The sequence below is a fragment of the Streptomyces sp. H27-H1 genome (assembly GCF_026627445.1).
Taxonomy (GTDB): domain Bacteria; phylum Actinomycetota; class Actinomycetes; order Streptomycetales; family Streptomycetaceae; genus Streptomyces.
On sequence record NZ_JAPNLJ010000003.1, the window covers coordinates 137,585 to 157,123 of the forward strand.

Below are 19,539 nucleotides of genomic sequence, written 5' to 3' on the forward strand. Positions count from 1 at the left end.
CCAACCGCTTCCCGTTCGAGCATCGTTCAATGCCGGACGGGCATGTACGGCCGTCGGGAGGGGCCTTCGGGCCGGCCGGCCCCGGGGTGTGGTCACCGGGAGGGTTCGCGTACGGGTGCCTTGTGCCGGGCGTGGGCGATGAAGGCGCGGGCCGCGCGGCTCAGCGGCCGGCGGGCGTGCGCAAGGCCCACCAGGCGCAGCAGGGGCGGGGTGAAGGAACGGCTCTCCGCCCTGCTGCCGAAGGCTCTGGAGACGACGTCGCGGTACCAGATGAGGGAGCCGCGGCCGTCGGTCACCCCCGTCACCCAGCCGAGGCGTTCGTCCACCTCCAGGCAGGGCACCGGGCGCACGCCCAGACAGCTGAACATGGCCTCCAGTTCGGTGCGCCGGCCGGTACCGGGCGTGGGCAGGACCATCGGCAGCCCGTCGAGCGCGCGGAACGGCAACGGGTCGGGCAGCTGGGAGCCGACGGGCGAGACGAGCACCACCTCGCGCTCCTGGATGTGGTGGGTGGAGAGTTCCTTGTCGACGGGCAGATCCACGATCGCCAGCTCGGCCCTGCCCTGGGTCAGTTCCTGGACCACGGCCTCGCGGCTGTCGTACTGGTGGAGTCCGACATCGAGGCCGGGGTGCCGCTCGGTGAAGGTGTGGACCAGCTCGGAGGCGAGATCGAGGGCCAGGGTGGGGGTGGTGACCAGGGAGAGGACGGCCCTGGCGCCCGGCCCGTGGGGGGTGCCGATGTCATCGATGGCTTCCACCGCGTCGAGTACGGTACGGGCCAGCCGGACGACCCGGGCCCCTTCCGGTGTGAGGTCCACCCCCCTTCCCCGGCGGGCGAGCAGATCGACGCCGAGGTCGCGTTCCATGGCCTGCACGGCCCGGGACAGGGCTGACTGGGCGACGAACACGGAGGCCGCCGCGCCGGTGATGGAGCGGCAGTCCGCGACGGCGGCGAGGTAGCGGAGCTGGGCGAGGGTGGGGGTCATGACCGGACGGTAACCGGGCAAGGGTGTACCTGTAAGAGCGCGTCGGGTGAACAACCCCCAGACTTCGCAAAGGCGTTCATGCCGGGCCGGTGACAACTCATACCCATGCGGCATGACCCGCGCGTCTGTGGTGCGTCGGCCGGTCGGCCGCGGCCGGGCCGCCCGGGCCGCGACATCGCAGGCCACGGCGTCGGCGGGAGTGTGCCGGTGGCGTCGCCGGGGGGCGGTTCGGGTGGGCGCGTGCCGCCCGGGCCGCGAAGTGGACTGCTCCGGTTGGCCGTTGACAGTGCGGGGTCGTCCCCGCACGATGCATCGCGGCAGCAGGGAATTTGACCAAAGTTCAACCCTGCCCCGCCGGATCGCCCGGCCGTTTCGCGCGCCGCACACCTCGGATCGCACTCGGAGGGCATTGCGCCCGCCGGTTTCCCCAGCGTCTTCCCGCCGTCTTCGCTCTGCACTGCGCCATGTCACACCGCACTGGAAGAGGAGCGCCCGTGTCCCCCCAGCCCGAGCCGTCCCCCCAGCCCCCACGTGCCCTGCCGGCGCAGCAGCCCTCGCCGGCTCCACGGACCACGCGCCCTTCGCGCCCCCGGCGGCCCGGGCGGCCTTCGCCTACGCCGTCGGCGTTCGAGCGGCCTGAGCGGCTCGAGTCGCCTGAGTCGCCGGAGATGCCGGCCCCCGCACGCCGGCCCGGGCGGCTCCGCGCCACCGACCGCGACCTCGTCGTCGCGGTCAGCCCGTTCGAGGAGCCCAATCCGCGGATCGTCACCGCCGCGGAGCGCGCCGGCGCCCTGGGCCTGCTCGACCTCGGCCGGGACGCAGGGGCCGCGCGCCGGGCCATGGCCGAGGTCGCCCGCCGCCTCGGCGCCGGACGCTACGGGGTAAGGGTGCCGGCGGGCTGCCCGATCGGACCGGGGGAGTTGGCGCCCGAGGTGGACACCGTGCTGCTCTGCGACCCCGCGACCCACACCCCGGACGGGGTGGCCGGCTGGGCGGCCGCCGCCGGACGGCCCCGGGTATGGGCCGAGATCACCGATCCGGTACGGGCCGAGGCCGCTGTCGTCGCCGGCGTGGAGGCGCTCGTGGCCAAGGGGCACGAGGCAGGCGGCCGGGTGGGCGGGACCACCACCTTCGTACTCCTCCAACAACTCCTCTCCGAACCCGCGTCCGCGGTGCCCGTGCGGGCGTACGGCGGAATCGGGCCGCACACGGCGGCCGCGGCAGTCGCGGGCGGAGCCGCCGGGGTGGTGGTCGACGTACAACTGGCCCTCACGCCCGAGGGGGAGGCCGGGCTGCCCACCGAAGTGGCCTCGGCCGTACGGGCCATGGACGGATCCGAAACCAGGGTGGTGCGGGGCCACCGGGTGTACGCGCGCCCCGATCTGACCCCGCCGTCGGGTCCGGTTGCCGGCCTGTTGGGGGCCCGGGACCTGCGGACGCAGCTGCTTCCGGTCGGGCAGGACGGGGCCTCGGCGGCCCGGCTGGCCGCCCGCTACCGGACGACCGGGGGTATCCTCCATGGCATTCGGTCGGCCGTCGTGGGACATCTGACGGCCGTCGTACGGGCCCGCCCGCTGGGGGGCGGCCACGGCCCGGGGCGGCCGCTCCCGGTGGCGCAGGGGCCGATGACCCGGGTCAGCGACCAGGCGGCCTTCGCCGAAGCCGTGGCCGCCGCAGGCGGCATCCCCTACCTGGCGCTCGCCGTCATGGAGGGGCCGCAGGTGCGCCGCCTCCTCGCCGAGACCGCCGAACGGCTCGGGGACCGGCCCTGGGGGGTGGGCCTGCTCGGCTTCGCCCCGGCCGAACTGCGGGCCGAGCAACTGGAGGCCGTCGCCGAGGTGCGTCCGCCACACGCGATCATCGCGGGCGGCACGCCGGGGCAGGCGGCCCCGCTGGAGGCCGCCGGGACCCGGACCCATCTGCACGTGCCCTCGCCGGGGCTGCTGGAACGGTATCTCGCCGAGGGAGCACGGCGGTTCGTGTTCGAGGGGCTGGAATGCGGGGGCCACGTCGGGCCGCGCGCCTCGTTCCCGCTGTGGGAGGAGCAGATCGAGCTGCTGCTGTCCTGCCCCGAACCGGGCGCGCTGGACGTGCTGTTCGCGGGCGGTGTGCACGACGCGCGCTCCGCCGCGATGGCCGCCGCCGCGGCAGCGCCGCTGGCCGAACGGGGTGCACGGATCGGCGTGCTCATGGGCACCGCCTACCTGTTCACCGAGGAGGCGGTGGCGGCGGGCGCGGTGCTGCCCCGCTTCCAGCGGGCGGCGCTGGAATGCGCGGACACCGTACTGCTGCACACCGCGCCCGGGCACGCCACGCGCTGCGCGGTCACCCCGTACGTGGACACCTTCGAGGCCACCCGGGTACGCCTCGCGGAGGGCGGGGCCGAGCCGCGCCAGGTGTGGGAGGAGCTGGAGCGGCTCAATCTGGGAAGGCTCCGGATCGCCAGCAAGGGACTGCGGCGCGGCCCCGACGGCTCCGGACTGGAGCACGTGGGAGAGGAACAGCAGGACGCCGAGGGCCTGTTCATGATCGGCCAGGCGGCGACCCTGCGCTCCGGGACCACCACGATCGCCGCCCTGCACACCGAAGTCACCGACGGTGCGACCGAGTTGCTTCGGCAGCGGGCCCAGGAACTCACCGGCCCGGAGTCCGAGGGCGAGACGGCGGCCGAGGCGCCCGCGGATCGGCCCGAGCCGCTGGACGTCGCCGTCGTCGGCATGGCATGCGCCTACCCCGGCGCACCGGACCTCGCCGCCTACTGGGCACGGATCCTGTCGGGAACCGACGCGGTGACCGAGGTGCCGGCCGAACGCTGGGACCCGGCGATCCACTTCGACCCCGACCCGGCACGCGCGGGCGAACGCACCCCGTCCCGCTGGGGCGGCTTCCTCGGACCGGTGCCCTTCGACGCCCTCGCGCACGGCATCCCGCCCGCCTCGCTGGCCGGGATCGAACCGGTGCAGCTGCTCGCCCTGGAGATCTCGGCGCGGGCCCTGGCCGACGCCGGGTACGGAAAGGACCGGGAGTTCGACCGCTCCCGGACCTCCGTCGTGTTCGGCGCGGAGGCGGGCACGGAGCTGGCGGGCGCGTACGGGCTGCGCGCGCTGTACCCGGGATACCTGGGAGAGCTCCCGCCCGAACTGGACGAGCAGCTGCCGAGACTCACCGAGGACTCCTTCCCCGGTGTCCTCGCCAACGTGATCGCGGGCCGGGTCGCCAACCGCCTGGACCTGGGCGGCGCGAACTGCACCGTCGACGCCGCCTGCGCCTCCTCGCTGGCCGCACTCGACCTCGCATGCCGCCAACTGCGCGACAGGGACAGCGACATGGTGCTGTGCGGCGGCGCCGACGTCCACAACGGCATCAACGACTACCTGCTGTTCTCCTCCGTCCGCGCACTGTCCCCCGGAGGCCGCTGCCGGCCCTTCGACGCGGCCGCCGACGGAATCGCCCTCGGAGAGGGGGTGGGAGCGCTCGTGCTGAAGCGGCTCGCCGACGCGGAACGGGACGGTGACCGCGTGTACGCCGTGATCAAGGCGGTCGGATCCGCCAGCGACGGGCGCTCCCTCGGCCTGACCGCGCCCCGGCCCGAGGGGCAGCGCAGAGCCCTCGACCGGGCTTACGCGCGGGCCGGGATATCCCCCGGCGAGGTCGGCCTGATCGAGGCGCACGGCACCGGCACCGTGGTTGGCGACACCACCGAACTGGCCGTACTGAACGCACTGTTCACCGAATCGGGCGCCGCTGCGGGAGCCTGCGCGCTGGGCTCGGTGAAATCCCAGATCGGGCACACCAAGTGCGCGGCCGGGCTGGCCGGACTGATCAAGGCGGTGCGGGCGGTCCACTCGGGCGTACGGCCGCCGACCCTGCACCTCGACGCACCGGTCCCGTCCTGGAGCGCGGAGACCAGCCCGTTCTTCTTCGACACTCAGGCCCGGCCCTGGGCGGCGCCCGCGCAGCGGCGGATCGCGGGGGTCAGCGCCTTCGGGTTCGGAGGCACGAACTACCACGCGGTGCTGACCGGCTACGCCGGAGCCGAGGAACCCCGGCACGGACGGGAGGAATGGCCGGCCGAACTGTTCTGCTTCCGCGGCCAGGACCGGCGCGCGGCGGGCCGGGCGATGGCCCGGCTGGCGGCCAGGCTGGAGGAGAACGACGCGGCCGGGCGTCCATGGGCGCTGCGGGACCTCGCCGCCGAGGCCGCGGCCGACTCCGGCCCGGTACGGGTCGCGGTCGTGGCCGCCGACCTGGACGAGCTGGCGGCCCGGCTGGAGAACGCGCGGGCCTTCACCGCGGGCGCGGGGGTCCACCTACGGGGGGAGTCGGTGGAACCCGGACAGGTGGCCTTCCTCTTCCCCGGCCAGGGCAGTCAACGCCCCGGCATGATGGGAGAGTTGTTCACCTCTTTCCCCCGGCTGCGGGAACTGCTGGACACGGCGCCGAACGCGGTGGTCTCCGCGATGTTCCCCCCGGCGGCCTTCACCGCGCAGGGGCGGACCGCACAGCGGGCCGCGGTCACCGACACCCGGGTGGCCCAGCCCGCCCTGGGGCTGGCGGGCTCGGCGGCGCACCTGCTGCTGGGGGAGCTGGGCGTACGGCCGGACTGCGTGGCCGGACATTCGTACGGCGAGCTCACCGCACTGTGGGCGGCGGAGGTATGGGACCACGGGAGTCTGCTGAGGCTGAGTGCGCACCGGGCCGAGGCCATCGTCGCGGCGGCCGGCGCCGATCCGGGATCGATGGCGGCGGTGGCCGCCCCGCCGGAGGAGGTACGGGAGATCGCCGCGCGTGCCGGGTGCGTGGTGGCGAACCACAACGCACCCCGGCAGTGTGTGATTTCGGGTCCCGCCGACGCCGTGGCCGAGGCGGTGACCGCGCTGAGGGAAGCGGGCCTGTCGGTGGACCCGCTGCCCGTCGCCTGTGCGTTCCACAGCGCGGTCGTGGCGGGGGCGGGCGCGGCCCTCGCCGAGGAGCTCGCCGGGACGGAGCTGTCCGACGCGGCCGTCCCGGTCTGGTCGAACACGACGGCCGCCCCCTACCCGGTGACCGCCGGGGAGGTACGGGACCTGGTGGCCCGGCAGGTCGCCGAGCCGGTCCGGTTCGTGGAGCAGGTGGAACACATGTACGCGGCCGGGGTCCGGACCTTCGTGGAGGCCGGGCCGGGCCGGGTCCTGTCGGGCCTGGTCGGCCGCATCCTGCACGACCGGCCGCACACGGTGGTCCCGCTGGACGTGCCGGGCGAGCACGGACTGCTGCGCCTGGTCACGGCCCTGGCGGAGCTGGCGGCCGCGGGAGTTCCGGTCGATCCGGATGCCCTGTTCCGCGGCCGGTCCACCCGCCTCCCCGAGCGTGCTCCGCGGCGCCCGGGCTGGCTGGTGGACGGCCACCTGGTCCGCACATCCGACGGCAACCCCGTCCCCGGCGGACTCCGCCCGGCCCGGCGGGTCCACATCGCGGTACCCGAACGAAAGGGAGCCCAGCAGATGGCACAGCCGACGAACGGCAGCGGCCCGGGCGGGGACTTCGACCCGCCGGCGGCCCATGTGAAGGGCGGACCCGCGATGTCCGGGAGCACCGCGGATGCCGCTGTGGGCGGGGACCGGCTGCCGGTCGGCGGGCCGGACGAGGGCGGCTCGGCCGGGGGCTTCGACCGGGTGGGGGGCACGGCGGTTGGGCAGGCGGTCGCCCACTTCGGTACCGGCCGGGCCGGGGTTCCGGCTGCCGAGGGGGAGCCCGCCCTCCTCGGCAGCGCTGAGTCGATGGCCGGACCGGCCGCCGGGGGCGCGGTCGGCCGCCCCGTCCAGGCTGCGAACGGCTTCGCCGGGGGAGGTCTCGAGCCGTCGGGGGACCCGGCCGCCGACCGGGCGGGCGGGTACTTCGAGCCGGCGGTGGAGCGCGCCGGTGCGGCCGCCGCCGACCACCGTACGGAGGCGGTCCTGGAGTACCTCCGGGGCTCGCGCGAGCTGGTCCAGGCGCAGCGGGAGGTCCTGCTCGGCTATCTGGGGTCCCCGGTGACGGCGTGGCCCTGGCCCGGGTCGGCCCCGGCCCGGCACCCCGCCGTCACGGCCCCGGCCACGCTCCCCGCACTCGGCGCAGGCTCTGGCCGAACGGACCCGCAGGGTGTGGCGGTGGCCCGGGGGCGCGGCGCCGGACAGGGGGCGGCGGGCCCGCAGGGTCCGGGGAGCGCACCGGAGTTGCTTCAGGGCGCAGCTCCGTCCGTCCTGCGGGCCGAGCTCCGGCCGGACGGCCGAAGCCTGCCGGCAGGGGCTGCCGGCTCCTGGTCCGCGGACTACGTCGAGGCCCCGGGGGTGTTCACGGACACGGCCTCGGCTCCGTTCCGGCCAGTCGGTGTGGTTCCGGCGGGCAGCGCCGACCCCTCCTGGTCCGCAGCCCGCGGCGAAGACGGGGACTCGGGCCCCGGCGGGGCGGCGCTTGCCGGCGGGGCCCCCGTTTCCGGGCTGGCCGGTGGCGAGGTCCGCGGGGAGGGGCCGCCCGGGGGTGGAGGCCGTGGGAGCGGTATGCCCGGCGGCGCGGACCAGGGGGAGGGGATGCCCGGTGGCGGCGCCCGTGCCGGCGGTCTGCCCGGGTGCGACGGGCATGTGGGCGGGATGCCTGGAGGGGCCCGTGCGGACGGGATGCCCGGTGGCGTGGGCCATGGGAACGGGATGCCCGGTGGAGTCGTCCATGAGGACGGCCTGACCAGGGGTGGGGTCGGCGGCGGCGGAAGTGTGGGCGAGGTTCGTGGGGGGTCGCGGTCCGCGGAGGAGGTGATGGACGTGATCGTGGAGATCGTCCACACCCGGACCGGGTACCCCCGAGACATGCTCGCTCCCGACCTGGACCTGGAGGCGGACCTGTCCATCGACTCCATCAAGCGGGTCGAGATCATCGGCGCCCTGGCCGACCGGATCGGCTTGCCCCAGGATCCGGGCGGTTCCGCCGAGTCCGCGATCGAGGAGTTGTCCCGGATCAAGACCCTGCGCGGGATCGTGGACTGGGTCTGGGGCCACACCGCCCGCCCGGGGCCGCCGGCCCCCGCGGAGGCGACCACGGCGTTCACGGCGACTACCACGACGGGCACGGCGGCGGCGGCGGCCCCGCCCGCCCTCGCCCGGCTCCGGGTGGACCTGCACGCACTGCCGCCCGCGCCGGGTGATCCGGAGGTCGTGCGGGGGCTGCGGATCGGGATCGTAGGGGATGGCCACGGCGTCGGGACCGCGATCACCGGGGCGCTGCGGACCCACGGCGCGGACGTACGGATGCTCGGTGAGGCCGAAGCCGGGTTCGACGCGGTCCTCGATCTGTCCGCACTGAGTCCGGGAGCGGCGCCCGTCCTGCCCGACGTCTTCCCGGGGCTGCGACGGGCCCTGACCGGCGGTGTGCGCCGGCTCCTCCTGGTCACCGCCCGCGCCGACTCCGCCGGAGCGGGAATGCACGGCTTCGCCCGCAGCGCCTCCCTCGAGTACCCCGGCCGGCTCGTCCGCGCCGTGGAAGTCCACCCCAAGGAGGACCCCGAGCGGATCGCGGCGCAGCTCCTCGCAGAGCTGAGCTGCGAACCGGCGGCGCCCACCGGCTCCTCCGTATCCGTCGAGGACCCCGCCGCCCACGCCTCCGTCGGGTACACCGCCGAGGGGCTGCGGGTCACCCGCCGGCCGGTACCCGCGCGGCTCGTCCCCGGCGACGGGCCGCCTCCCCTCGATGCGGGCTCGGTGGTCCTCCTCACCGGCGGGGCCCGCGGGATCACCGCCCGGATCGCGCTCGCGCTGGCCCGGGCCACCGGATGCCACGTAGAGCTGATGGGACGTACCCCTCAACCATCTGCCGAGGGGGATGAGTTCGGGAACGCCGCCGACCGGGTCGCCCTGCGCGCCGCACTGATCGCCACCGGCCTGCGCACTCCCGCGGAGATCGAGGCGGCGGCCTCGCGGATCCTCGCCGAGCGCGAGGTACGGGCCACCCTGGCATCCCTCGCGACCGTGGCCGCATCCGTCGGCTACCACTGCGCGGACGTCACGGACGAGCAGGCGGTACGAGCCGTCGTGGCCGCGGTACGGGCCCGCCACGGCCGGCTGGACGGCATCGTGCACGGAGCCGGGACCCTGAGGGACGGGCTTCTCCGCGACAAGCAGCCGGCTGCCTTCGCCGAGGTGTTCACCACGAAGGTGACCGGCGCCCGCCACCTGGCCGCCGCGGCGGCCGAGCACGGCACGGCGCCGGCGCCCCGCTTCCTCGCCCTGTTCGGCAGCGTGGCGGGAGTGTACGGAAACCGGGGACAGAGCGACTACGCCGCCGCCAACGACGCCCTCGACGGCCTCGCGCACATCTGGGCGGAGAACTTCCCCGGCCGGGTGCTGTCCGTCGACTGGGGGCCCTGGGCCGCGGAGGCGGGCGGGATGGTCGGCCCCGAACTGGCGCGCGCCTATGCCCGCCGCGGCATCGCGCTCATCGACCCGGACGCGGGCAGCGCCGCCTTCCTCGCCGAACTCGCGCACGGGACCGACGTACAGGTGGTCCTGATGGCGGCCGGCGGCCACGAGGGGACTGAGCGGCGTGACTGACCGCAAACGCCAGGGGCAGGGGCGGCGTCACCGCGGCCCGCGTCCCACCGACGCGGCGATCGTCGGGATGGGCGCCGTGTTCCCGGGCGCCCCCGACCTCGCCTCGTACCGCCGCAACCTCCTCGCCGGCACGGACTGCATCGGCGAGGTCCCGCCCGGGCGGTGGGACCCCGAGGTGTACTACGACCCGGACGGTGCCACCGGACCGGTCTCCGGCGACCGGTTCTACTGCCGGCGCGGGGGCTTCGTGGACGGGCTCGCCGCCTTCGACCCGACCCGGTTCGGCATCATGCCCGCCACCGTGGAAGGGGCCGAACCGGATCAGATGCTGGCCCTGCACGCCACGGCCGAGGCCATCGCCGACGCGGGCGGCGAGAGCCGCCTGCCGGCCGACCGTTCGCGCATCGGGGTGGTGCTGGGGCGCGGCGGGTTCATGGGGGTGGCCACCGCCCGGCTCGATCAACGGGTGCGTACAGCTCACCAGTTGGCGCAGACCCTGCGGGAGCTCGCGCCCGAGCTCGGGGAGCGGCGGATCGCCGCGGTGCGCTCCGCCTTCCAGGAAGCCCTGGGTCCCGAACGGCCCGACGCGTCGATCGGGCTCGTACCGAGCTTCACGGCCGCCCGCACCGCCAACCGGCTCGACTTCCACGGACCGGTCTACACCCTGGACGCGGCCTGCGCCTCCTCGCTGCTGGCGGTGGACCAAGCGGTGGGGCTGCTGGCCGGCGGGCGCTGCGACGCGGTAATCGCCGGGGCCGTGCACCACTGCCACATCGCCACCCTGTGGAGCGTGTTCACGCAGCTGCGCGCCCTGAGCCCCAGCGAGCGGATCCGGCCCTTCGACCGGCGCGCCGACGGAACCCTGCTGTCCGAGGGCACCGGGGTGGTGCTGCTGAAGCGGCTGGCCGACGCGGAGCGGGACGGCGACCGGATCTACGCCGTGATCCGCGGTACCGGCGTGGCCGGCGACGGCAGGGCCGCGAGCCTGATGAGCCCCCTCGTCGCGGGCCAGGTACGGGCGCTCGAGCGGGCCTGGCGGGAAGCGGGACTCGATCCGCGGGCGCCCGGCGCGCTGGGGCTGCTGGAGGCGCACGGCACCGGGACCCCGGTGGGGGACACGGCCGAACTGCACACCCTGGCAGAGGTGTTCGGCCCGTTGACGGGTGGGGGCACAAGAACCGGCGCCGGGAACGAGAGCGAGATGGGGAACGAGAGCGGGATCGGGAACGAGATAGGGGCCGGGAACGAGATCGGGGCCGGGAACGCGATCGCCTTCGGCTCGGTGAAATCGATGCTCGGGCACACCATGCAGGCCTCCGGCATGGCCGGGCTGATCAAGGCCGCGCTCGCGGTGCACGAAGGGGTGCTGCCGCCGACCCTGCACCTGGAGGAGCCCCACCCCGACCTGGCGCGGACCCGGATGCGGCCGGTGACGGCGGCCTTGCCGTGGGAACGCGGTCCGGAGCCGCGCCGGGCGGGGGTGAACGCCTTCGGCTTCGGCGGGATCAACGCGCACGTGGTGCTGGAGGAGGCTCCCGGCGCCGGGCACCGGAACGCGCCCTCGGGCCGGACGGCGCCCGCGCGACCGGCCGCGCCCGTAAGGCGTTTCCTGCCCTTGGGCGGCCCGGCCGAGCCCGTGGGGGCGCCCGCGCGGGAGGAGGTGCTCCTGCTGGCGGCCTCCGGCGCGGCGGAGCTGTCGGCCCGACTGGCGGCCGGCAGCCCGGCATCCGGCGGGGACGGGCCCTGCCGGCTCGCCGTCGTCGGACCCACGCCCCAACGGCTCGCGCTGGCCGCGAAGGTGGTGGCGCGCGGCCGGGCCTGGCGCGGGCGCGGGGAGGTGTGGTTCACGCCCGAGCCGCTGGGCGGCCGGGTGGCGTTCCTGTTCCCGGGGCTGGAGCCGGAGTTCGCCCCTGTACTGGACGACGTGGCGGACCGGCTCGGGCTGCAGCGGCCCCGGCTGAGCGGAGGCGAAGAGCTGACGGAGCGGGCCCTCGACGCCATCGCCACGGGCCGCTTCCTCGCCCGGGTGCTGCCCGAGCTCGGCATCGAGGCCGATGTGCTGGCGGGCCACAGCCTGGGGGAGTGGGCGGCGATGGTGTCCGCCGGGATGTACCGGCAGGACGCGGCCGACGCCTTCCTCGACTCGCTGCGACCCGGTTCGGTGAAGGTGCCGGATCTGCTTTACGCGGCGCTGGGGTGCGGAACCCGGCGGGCGGAGGCGGCGCTGCACGGCCTGGACGGGGTGGTGGTCAGCCACGACAACTGCCCCCACCAGTCGGTCATCTGCGGGCCCCCCGGCCAAGTGGCCTCCGCCCTCGCACGGTTGAAGACCGAAGGGGTCATCGGTCAGGAACTCCCCTTCCGTTCGGGCTTCCACACCCCCATGTGGGAGCCCTACCTCGGACAGGTCCGCGCCGCGTTCGGCCGTCTGCCGCTCCAGGCCGGGACCTTGCCCCTCTGGTCGGCGACCACCTGTGCGCTGTTCCCCCCGGAGCCCGAGGAGGTGCGCGAGCTCGTGGTACGCCATCTCCTGGAGCCGGTCCGGTTCCGCGAGCTGACACTGCGGCTGTACGAGGACGCGGGCGTCCGCGGCTTCGTCACCCTGGGCCCGGGCAGCCTTCCGGGCTTCGTCGAGGACACCCTGCGCGAGCGCCCCCACCTCTCGGTGGCGGCCTCCTCACCCCGGCTCTCCGGCCTCGCCGCCCTGCGGCGCACCTGCGCCGCCCTGTGGACCGAGGGCCACGCCCCGCGCTGGGACCGGCTGGCCGCCGCGGGGACGGGGGACCCGGAACGGGCCGGCGACGCAAGCCTGGTACCGCCCACGGCCGGACGCGGCGTGCTCCTGGACCTCGGTTCGCCGCTGGTCCGGCTCGGTGAGACGGCGCGCACCACCCTGGCGGGCCTCCTCTCACAAGCCACCTCCCCGGCCGGCGCCGTCACCACCACCCCGCCCGTTCCGGCGGCGGCCGCGGACCCCCGGCCGGTCCTGCTCTCCGCCCTGGACGCGGATCCCACCGAGAGCCGGACGGGGAGCCGGACAGAGAGCCGGGCCGGGAGCGAGACCGGGATCCAGGCCAGTAGGCACACCCTGCGGCTCTCGCTGGCCGCGCTGCCCTACGTACGGGACCACTGCGTCTATCTGCAGCCCGACGGCTGGACGGAGGACTCCGACCGGTTCCCCGTCGTCCCCATGACGACCATGCTCGAGCTGGCGGCGGAGGCCGCGCTGCGCGACGCACCGCCCGGACTGGCCGTGATCGGCTACGACCGGGTGCGGGCCCTGCGCTGGCTCGCCGTGGAACCGGCCCTCGAACTGGAGGTCACCGTACGGGCCGCCGGGCCGGGCCGGATGCGCGTCACCTTCGGGGAGTACGCGGAGGTGACCGTGCTGCTCGGCGAGCGGTACGGGCCCCTGCCCGGGCCCGATCCCACCCCGTTGCGCGAGCCGCAGCCGGCCCCCGTCAGCGCCGAGGCCCTCTACCGCGACCGGTGGATGTTCCACGGCCCCCGCTTCGCCGGGGTGCACGAGGTGCGGGCCGTCGGCTCGGACGGCATCCGCGGCGTACTGCGGGCGCTGCCCGACCCGGGGGCGCTGCTCGACGCCGCCGGGCAGCTGTTCGGGCACTGGATGCAGCTGAGGCTGCCCGTGGACCGGCTGGTGTTCCCGGCCACCGTGGACGGCATCCGCTTCTCCGGGCCCCCGCCCGCCCCGTACGAGCTCCTGGAGGCAACGGCCCGGATCCGCGAGGTGCGCGATGTCACCGTGCGCGGCGACATCGAGCTGCTCCGCGCCGACGGCCGGGTATGGGCCCGGATCGACGGCTGGACGTACCGCCGATTCGGCGCCGACGAACGGGTCTGGCCGATGAAGTTCACCCCCGAGGTCTGCGGCATCGGCGAACCCCGCCCCGAGGGCTGGTGCCTGGCCCGGCGCCGCTGGACCGACCCCGCCTCGCAGGAGCTCGTCATGCGCCGCTACCTCGGCGCCGCCGAACGCACGGCCTACGAGCGGCTGGCGCCGCGCGCCCGGGCGCCCTGGCTGCTGGGCCGGATCGCCGCCAAGGACGCGCTGCGGCACCTGCTCTGGGACGGCGGAGCCGGGCCCGTCTTCCCCGCCGAGGTGCCGATCGGCAACGACCCGGCCGGCCGGCCCGTCGCCGGGGGCGCCCTGGCCGGGGGCATCCGCCTGACGATCGCCCACAAGGACCGGATCGCGGTCGCCCTCGCCCACCCCGACCGGCCGGTCGGCATCGACGTGGAGCCGGTGACCACCGATCCGGACGCGCTCATCCGCATTGCCCTGGTGCCGGGCGAACTCGGCCTCGCCGAGCGGCTGGCGGCCCAGGAGGGCACCGGACTGCCGGCCGCGCTCACCGCCCTGTGGTGCGCCAAGGAAGCGTCGGCCAAGGCCGCCGGAACCGGACTCGGCGGCCGCCCGCGCGACTGGCGGGTTGCCGGTGACCCGGACTCCGGCGAGCTGCGGGTGCTGTCCCCCGACGGGCACCCGTACCCGGTCCGCACCACCCTGCTCGCGGACGGCCCGCTCGACCACGTCGTCGCCTGGACCGACCCTCCCACGAGCCCGTCCCCCGCCCCCTCCCACCTCACGGAGACCAGTCATGGCAGCTGACATCCTCGCCGAGATCACCGGCATGCTCGTGGAGATCGTCGGTGACGAACACCTCCTCGCGGACGAGGTCACGATGAAGACGACGTTCAACGAGGACCTCGCCCTGGAGAGCATCGAGTTCGTCGCCCTCGCCGAACTGCTCCACAACCGCTACGGCTCCGACGTCGACCTGATGGGCTTCCTCTCCGACAAGGACATGGACGGCATCCTCGCCATGTCCGTGGGCGAACTCGTCACGCACATCGGGCGGATCACCCACGCCTCCCTCAGCCACGCCTCCCCCGCCCGTTCCCCGGCGGCCGCCTCAGCCGCCGCACCCGGATCGGACGGCTGACCCCGCCATGGCCTTCGTTCCCGCGGGAGACGTCCGCTTCCACGTCCAACAGCTCCCGGCCAGCACGGGCGCGGCCGGCCCCGACGCCGCCGACCGCCCGGTGGTGGTGTTCCTGCACGGACTGGTCGTCGACAACCTGTCCTCCTTCTACTGCCCCCTGGCGGTCCCGGTGGCCCGCGCCGGGCACGAGGTGCTCCTCTACGACCTGCGCGGCCACGGCCGCACCGAGCGGCCGGCCACCGGCTACGACAGCCGCACCGCCGTACGGGACCTCTTCGCCCTGCTCGGCGCACTCGGCCTCCGCCACCGCCCGGTCCACCTGGTCGGCAACAGCTACGGCGGCACCCTGGCGCTGCACGCCGCCCTCGCCCGGCCCGATCTGGTCGCCGGGCTCACCCTGCTCGAACCACCGCTCAGCGGGGCCTGGGTGGACAACATGGTGGACACCCTGTCGGCGGCCGCGCTCAGCCTGGAGGACAGCGCGGTACCCGCCGAGCTGCTCACGCTGCGGCTGCGCAAGGCGGCCAACCTCACGGCCATCGCCGACGACCTGCTCAACCGCACCACGCTCATCGACGACATCGCGGCGAGCCGCACCTTCACCCCCGCCGACTACGGCGGCCTGCGCTGTCCGGTCCTGATCGTCTGCGGCGAGCACTCCGAACTGGTGCCTGGCGCAAGGGAACTGGTCCGCCACGCCCCGCACGTCACCTCGATCGAGATCCTGCCGGGCCTGGGGCACGACGTGCTGAAGGAGAGCAGCGGAGCGCTGCGAGCGGCCGTACTCGCCCACCTCGACGAGGCGGCCACGCTCACCCCCGCGGACACGGCGGTGCGGTCGTGGGCGGGAGCGCTGGTCCCATGAGGGTGCTCTTCACCGTGCCGCCGCTGGCGGGGCACGTCAATCCGACGGTCGCGGTCGGCGCCGAACTGGCCGCCCGGGGACACGAGGTCGCCTGGACCGGCCCGGCCGGGGCGCTGTCCCGGCTGCTGCCAGAGCACGCCCGGATCCTGCCCGCCGGCGAGGACGCGGGCGGCGACTACGCGATGCTGCACTCACGCTGGCGCGATCTGCGCGGGGTCGGAGCACTGCGGTTCCTGTGGGAAGAGGCGCTGGTGCCCCTGGCCCGGGCGATGGTCCCAGGCGTGGTCCGGGCGGTCGGCGCCTTCGAGCCGGACGTGCTGGTCGCCGACCAGCAGGCCCTGGCCGGACCGGTGGCCGCACGGCGGCTCGGGGTGCCCTGGGTGACCTCCGCCAGTACCTCGGCCGAACTCACCCTGCCCTTCGCGGACTTCCCGAAGGTCGGCGAGTGGGTGGACGCACAGATCGCCGGACTGCTGGCGGATTGCGGAGCCCGCCCCGGGCCGGCCGAGGAGGTGTGGGACCCGCGGTTCTCGCAGCGGCTGGTCCTGGTGTTCTCCAGCCGTGAACTCGTAGGCGGCGAAAAGGAGTTCCCGTCCCACTTCGCCTTCGTCGGCCCGGCCTTCGGAGCCCGGCCACCCGCCCCCGGATTCCCCTGGGAACGGCTGGACCCGGCCAGGCGGCGGGTCCTCGTCTCCCTGGGAACCCTCAACCAGGAAGCCGGGGGCCGGTTCTACGGGGCCGTGCTGGGCGCCGCCGAACGGCTCCGCGCAGACGTCCAGTTCGTGCTGGCCGCGCCCGCGCCGCTGGTCGGGGCGGCCCCGGGGAACGTACTGCTGCGCGAGAGCGTGCCTCAGCTGGAGCTGCTGCCGCACTTGGACGCGGTCGTCTGCCACGGCGGCCACAACACCGTCTGCGAGGCCCTCGCGCACGGACTGCCGCTGGTGGTCGCCCCGATCCGCGACGACCAGCCGATCGTCGCCCGGCAGGTCGTGGAGGCCGGGGCCGGAGTACGGGTGCGGTTCGGCAGGACCAGGGCCGAGGAACTGCGCGACGCGCTCACGGCCGTACTGGACGAACCCTGCCACCGCCGGGGCGCCCGGCGGATCCAGGCCTCATTCGCCGCGGCGGGCGGGGCCGCCGCCGCGGCCGACCGGTTGGAGGAACTCCTGTGACGCGCTCCCCGTTCCCTGCCCTCGCCCCGACCCCCCTCTCCGTGCCCCTGCTCCTGTCCCGGGTCCGGTGGACCTCCGCGGTCCTGCTCGCCGCCCTCGGCGCGGGCACCGTGCGCGCGGCCCGCCGGCTGCGGGCGATCCCGGTACTGCCCCTGGCAGCGCCCACGGACGCCGGGGTGCCACGCGCCGCCGGCTGGCGGCTGCTCACCGCCGACGGGGTCGAGCCCGACGCGGCCACCTTCCTCAGCGCCTGCGCGCACGCCGACCGGGAGGGGCTGCGGGTACTGGACCTGCTGCCGGGCGACCTGCCCGCCGAACGGGTGCTGGGCCTGCTCCGCCTGGTCGATCCGGCCGGCTACCGGCAGGACCGGCTCGGGGAGGGTCGCGGAGCGGGCTTCGCCGTGCTCGTCGCCGAAGAGGTACTCGCTCGGGCCGGGGCCGGGGCCGACCCGGCGGGCCCCGACCCCACTCCGGCGGAACTCATGGCGGTGACCCGGCGGTTGAAGGAGTACGCCGCCGACGCCACGGGACTGGCCATCGCACCCGCCCTGAGCTGCGGACCGCGGGCCGACGCGGGCGGACCGGAGCGGGCGGCCGAACTACGGGCCCAGGGGCTGCCCGCCGGGGCCCTCGCCGCCGCACAGCTCGCGGGGCTGGCACTGCTGGCGGGCGTCGCCGTACGCCAGGGCCGCTGGGGGGCCGCCGCCGCGGGGCTGTACTGGATCCAGCCCTACCTCGCCCTCGGCCTGCCCGGAGCCCCGCTGAACCCCGCCGACCTGGCCCGGGCCACCGCCGCCCGGCCGGCACGCGCCCTCGGCGCCGCCCTGCGCACGGCCGCCGCGACGGCCCGTACGCCGGGGCCCGGAGCCGCCGCGCCCGAGAACGGCGGGGCGGCCGCGCGGGACGCGGAACGGGAGGCCGCGCGGGACACGCAACGGGCCGGGGCCGCCCGGGCGTACCGGGCCGACCTGGCCGCCGGGACCGACCGGTTCCTCGAAGCACGCCGGCCGGACTGCCCCTGGTGCGGCTCCCGGCGGCTGTCCGTCCGGGTCCGGGTGCCCGACCTGCTCCAGGGGAAGCCCGGCCGGTTCACCCTGGAACAGTGCGGAGCCTGCGGGCACGTCTTCCAGAACCCCCGGCTCTCCCCGGAGGGACTGGAGTTCTACTACCGCGACTTCTACGACGGCCGCGGCGGCGAGGGCGCGGCCACCGTCTTCGGAAGGCTCGGCGCCGCCTACCGGGGGCGCGCCGAGATGCTCCGCCCCTACACCGATCCCGCGTCCTGGCTCGATGTCGGCACCGGCCACGGCCACTTCTGCAACGCGGCCCGCGCCGTCTGGCCGGACACCCGGTTCGACGGGCTGGACATGGGCGACGGGGTACGCGAGGCGGAGCGGCGCGGCTGGGTGGAGACGGGACACCAGGGCCAGTTCCCGGAGTTCGCGGTGAAACTGGCGGGCCAGTACCAGGTGGTCAGCATGTACCACTACCTGGAGCACACCCGGAACCCGCTCGCGGAACTGGACACGGCCGCCGCCGTCCTCGCCCCCGGCGGCTACCTGACCATCGAACTCCCCGACCCCGAGTCCCGGATGGCGCGGCTGCTCGGCCCGGCCTGGCTGCCCTGGTTCCAGCCGCAGCACCAGCACCTGATCCCGTCCGCGAACCTGCGCGAGGCGCTGGCCGACCGGGGCTTCACCGTGCTCGCCGAGGAGCACGGGCCGGCCCACCAGGGCAACGACTTCTTCGGCGCGGTGGCCCTGACCGCGACCCGGCTGGCCCCCGACCCGGACCGGCCCTGGGGGCCCCCGGCCACGCCCGGCCGACGCGCCCTCACCGGCGCCGTACGGCTGGCCGCGCTGCCCTGCTTCGCCGCCGCGGCGGTGCTCGACGGGCTGCGCACCGCCGCGGCCCGGCGCACGGACGGCGGCAACGCCTACCGGATGCTGGCCCGCAAGGACGAGCGGTGACGGGCCCCGGCGCGCCCACCGGCCCCGGCCCCGCCACCCCCGCGCCCGCTGCCGCCCCAGGGGCCCCCACCGGAGGCGACCTCGCCCGCCGGGCCACCGCCGACCCGCTCCTGCGCCTGGTCGCCTACGCCCTGGAAGCCGCGCACGGCCGGCCCCCGACCGCCGTCTGGAGCGCCCCGTACACCTTCCACCTGGGCTCCCCGGGCCTCGTCGCGGCGGCCGGCTGGCCGGTGGCGGCCGCCGCGGCGCCGCGCACCGACGGCCTGGTACGGCTCAGCTCCCTGGCACACCCGGCGGACGGCTGCGATCTGCCGCTGACCCTGTCCGGGCCGCCGCCGGACACCCCGGCCTGGGCCGCCCGGCCGTACGCCCTGCTGCGCGCGCTGGCACGCGCCGGGTACGGGCGGGGCGGCACCGACCTGCACGTGCAGGGCTCCCTCACCGCGGCCGCCGGGCTGGCCACCGAGGAGGCCGCGGACTGCGCGGTGGCGCTCGCGGTGGCCGACGTCCACACACCGGCCGGCGAGGACCCGGACCGGGCGCGGCTGGCCCGGCTGATGGCCGGGGCGCTGCCTGACGGCGACGACGCCCTGCGCCGGGGCGCCCTCTTCGCACGACCCGGCAGGGCCCTGCTGCTCGGCCACGGAACTCCCCGGCCGGAGCAACGGCGGCAACGACAGCGGTACGTGGTCTTCGACCCGGCCCGGTCGGGGACCCGCCTGGTGCTGCTGGCCCTGCGGGCGGCCCCCGGCAGCAAGCGGGACCGTGCCGCCGATTCGGCCCGGGCCGTAGACCTCGCCCGACGGGCCGGGGCCCTGAGCGCCTGGCCGCCAGGGCCGCGGCCGGGAAGGAGCGTGCTGGTGCTGCTGCCCGAGGCCCGGCTGACGGCGGTGCGGGCGGCGGTCACGGAGGACTTCCGAGACCGAGGGCTGCCCGTACCCCGGTTCCTGAACATCACCGTGGCCGGCGCGGCCCGGCGCGAGGCATGACCCCGGTCGTGACACCGGGCCGTGACACCGCGCAC

General features: G+C 75.9%; 8 protein-coding genes. 7 read left to right on the forward strand and 1 reads right to left on the reverse strand.

The window, feature by feature from the left end:
• Positions 1–92: 92 nt before the first annotated feature.
• Positions 93–986, reverse strand: coding sequence for a LysR family transcriptional regulator (locus tag OTB20_RS04090; RefSeq protein ID WP_267815216.1), 894 nt, complete (start codon positions 984–986; stop codon positions 93–95).
• Positions 987–1,654: 668 nt separating this feature from the next.
• Between OTB20_RS04090 and OTB20_RS04095 the strand changes: the two genes are divergently transcribed.
• From OTB20_RS04095 to OTB20_RS04125, 7 genes are read left to right on the forward strand one after another with little or no spacing between them, the layout of a single operon-like run.
• On the forward strand, positions 1,655–9,544 hold the full coding sequence (locus OTB20_RS04095; protein WP_267815217.1) for a type I polyketide synthase: 7,890 nt from the start codon (positions 1,655–1,657) through the stop codon (positions 9,542–9,544).
• On the forward strand, positions 9,537–14,174 hold the full coding sequence (locus OTB20_RS04100) for a type I polyketide synthase (protein WP_267815218.1): 4,638 nt from the start codon (positions 9,537–9,539) through the stop codon (positions 14,172–14,174). The genes OTB20_RS04095 and OTB20_RS04100 overlap by 8 nt, the downstream gene beginning before the upstream one ends.
• Positions 14,164–14,508 (forward strand): acyl carrier protein, encoded by a 345-nt coding sequence (locus tag OTB20_RS04105; RefSeq protein ID WP_267815219.1) that lies wholly within the window; start codon positions 14,164–14,166, stop codon positions 14,506–14,508. Before OTB20_RS04100 ends, OTB20_RS04105 begins: the two co-directional genes overlap by 11 nt.
• Positions 14,509–14,515: 7 nt before the next feature.
• The gene (locus tag OTB20_RS04110) at positions 14,516–15,373 is read left to right on the forward strand and encodes an alpha/beta fold hydrolase (protein WP_267815220.1); all 858 of its coding nucleotides are present in this window, start codon (positions 14,516–14,518) and stop codon (positions 15,371–15,373) included.
• The gene (locus OTB20_RS04115; protein ID WP_267815221.1) at positions 15,370–16,545 is read left to right on the forward strand and encodes a glycosyltransferase; all 1,176 of its coding nucleotides are present in this window, start codon (positions 15,370–15,372) and stop codon (positions 16,543–16,545) included. The genes OTB20_RS04110 and OTB20_RS04115 overlap by 4 nt, the downstream gene beginning before the upstream one ends.
• Complete coding sequence (locus OTB20_RS04120; protein ID WP_267815222.1) at positions 16,542–18,515, forward strand: class I SAM-dependent methyltransferase; 1,974 nt, start codon at positions 16,542–16,544, stop codon at positions 18,513–18,515. The genes OTB20_RS04115 and OTB20_RS04120 overlap by 4 nt, the downstream gene beginning before the upstream one ends.
• The gene (locus OTB20_RS04125; RefSeq protein WP_267815223.1) at positions 18,512–19,504 is read left to right on the forward strand and encodes a galactokinase; all 993 of its coding nucleotides are present in this window, start codon (positions 18,512–18,514) and stop codon (positions 19,502–19,504) included. The genes OTB20_RS04120 and OTB20_RS04125 overlap by 4 nt, the downstream gene beginning before the upstream one ends.
• Positions 19,505–19,539: the final 35 nt, after the last annotated feature.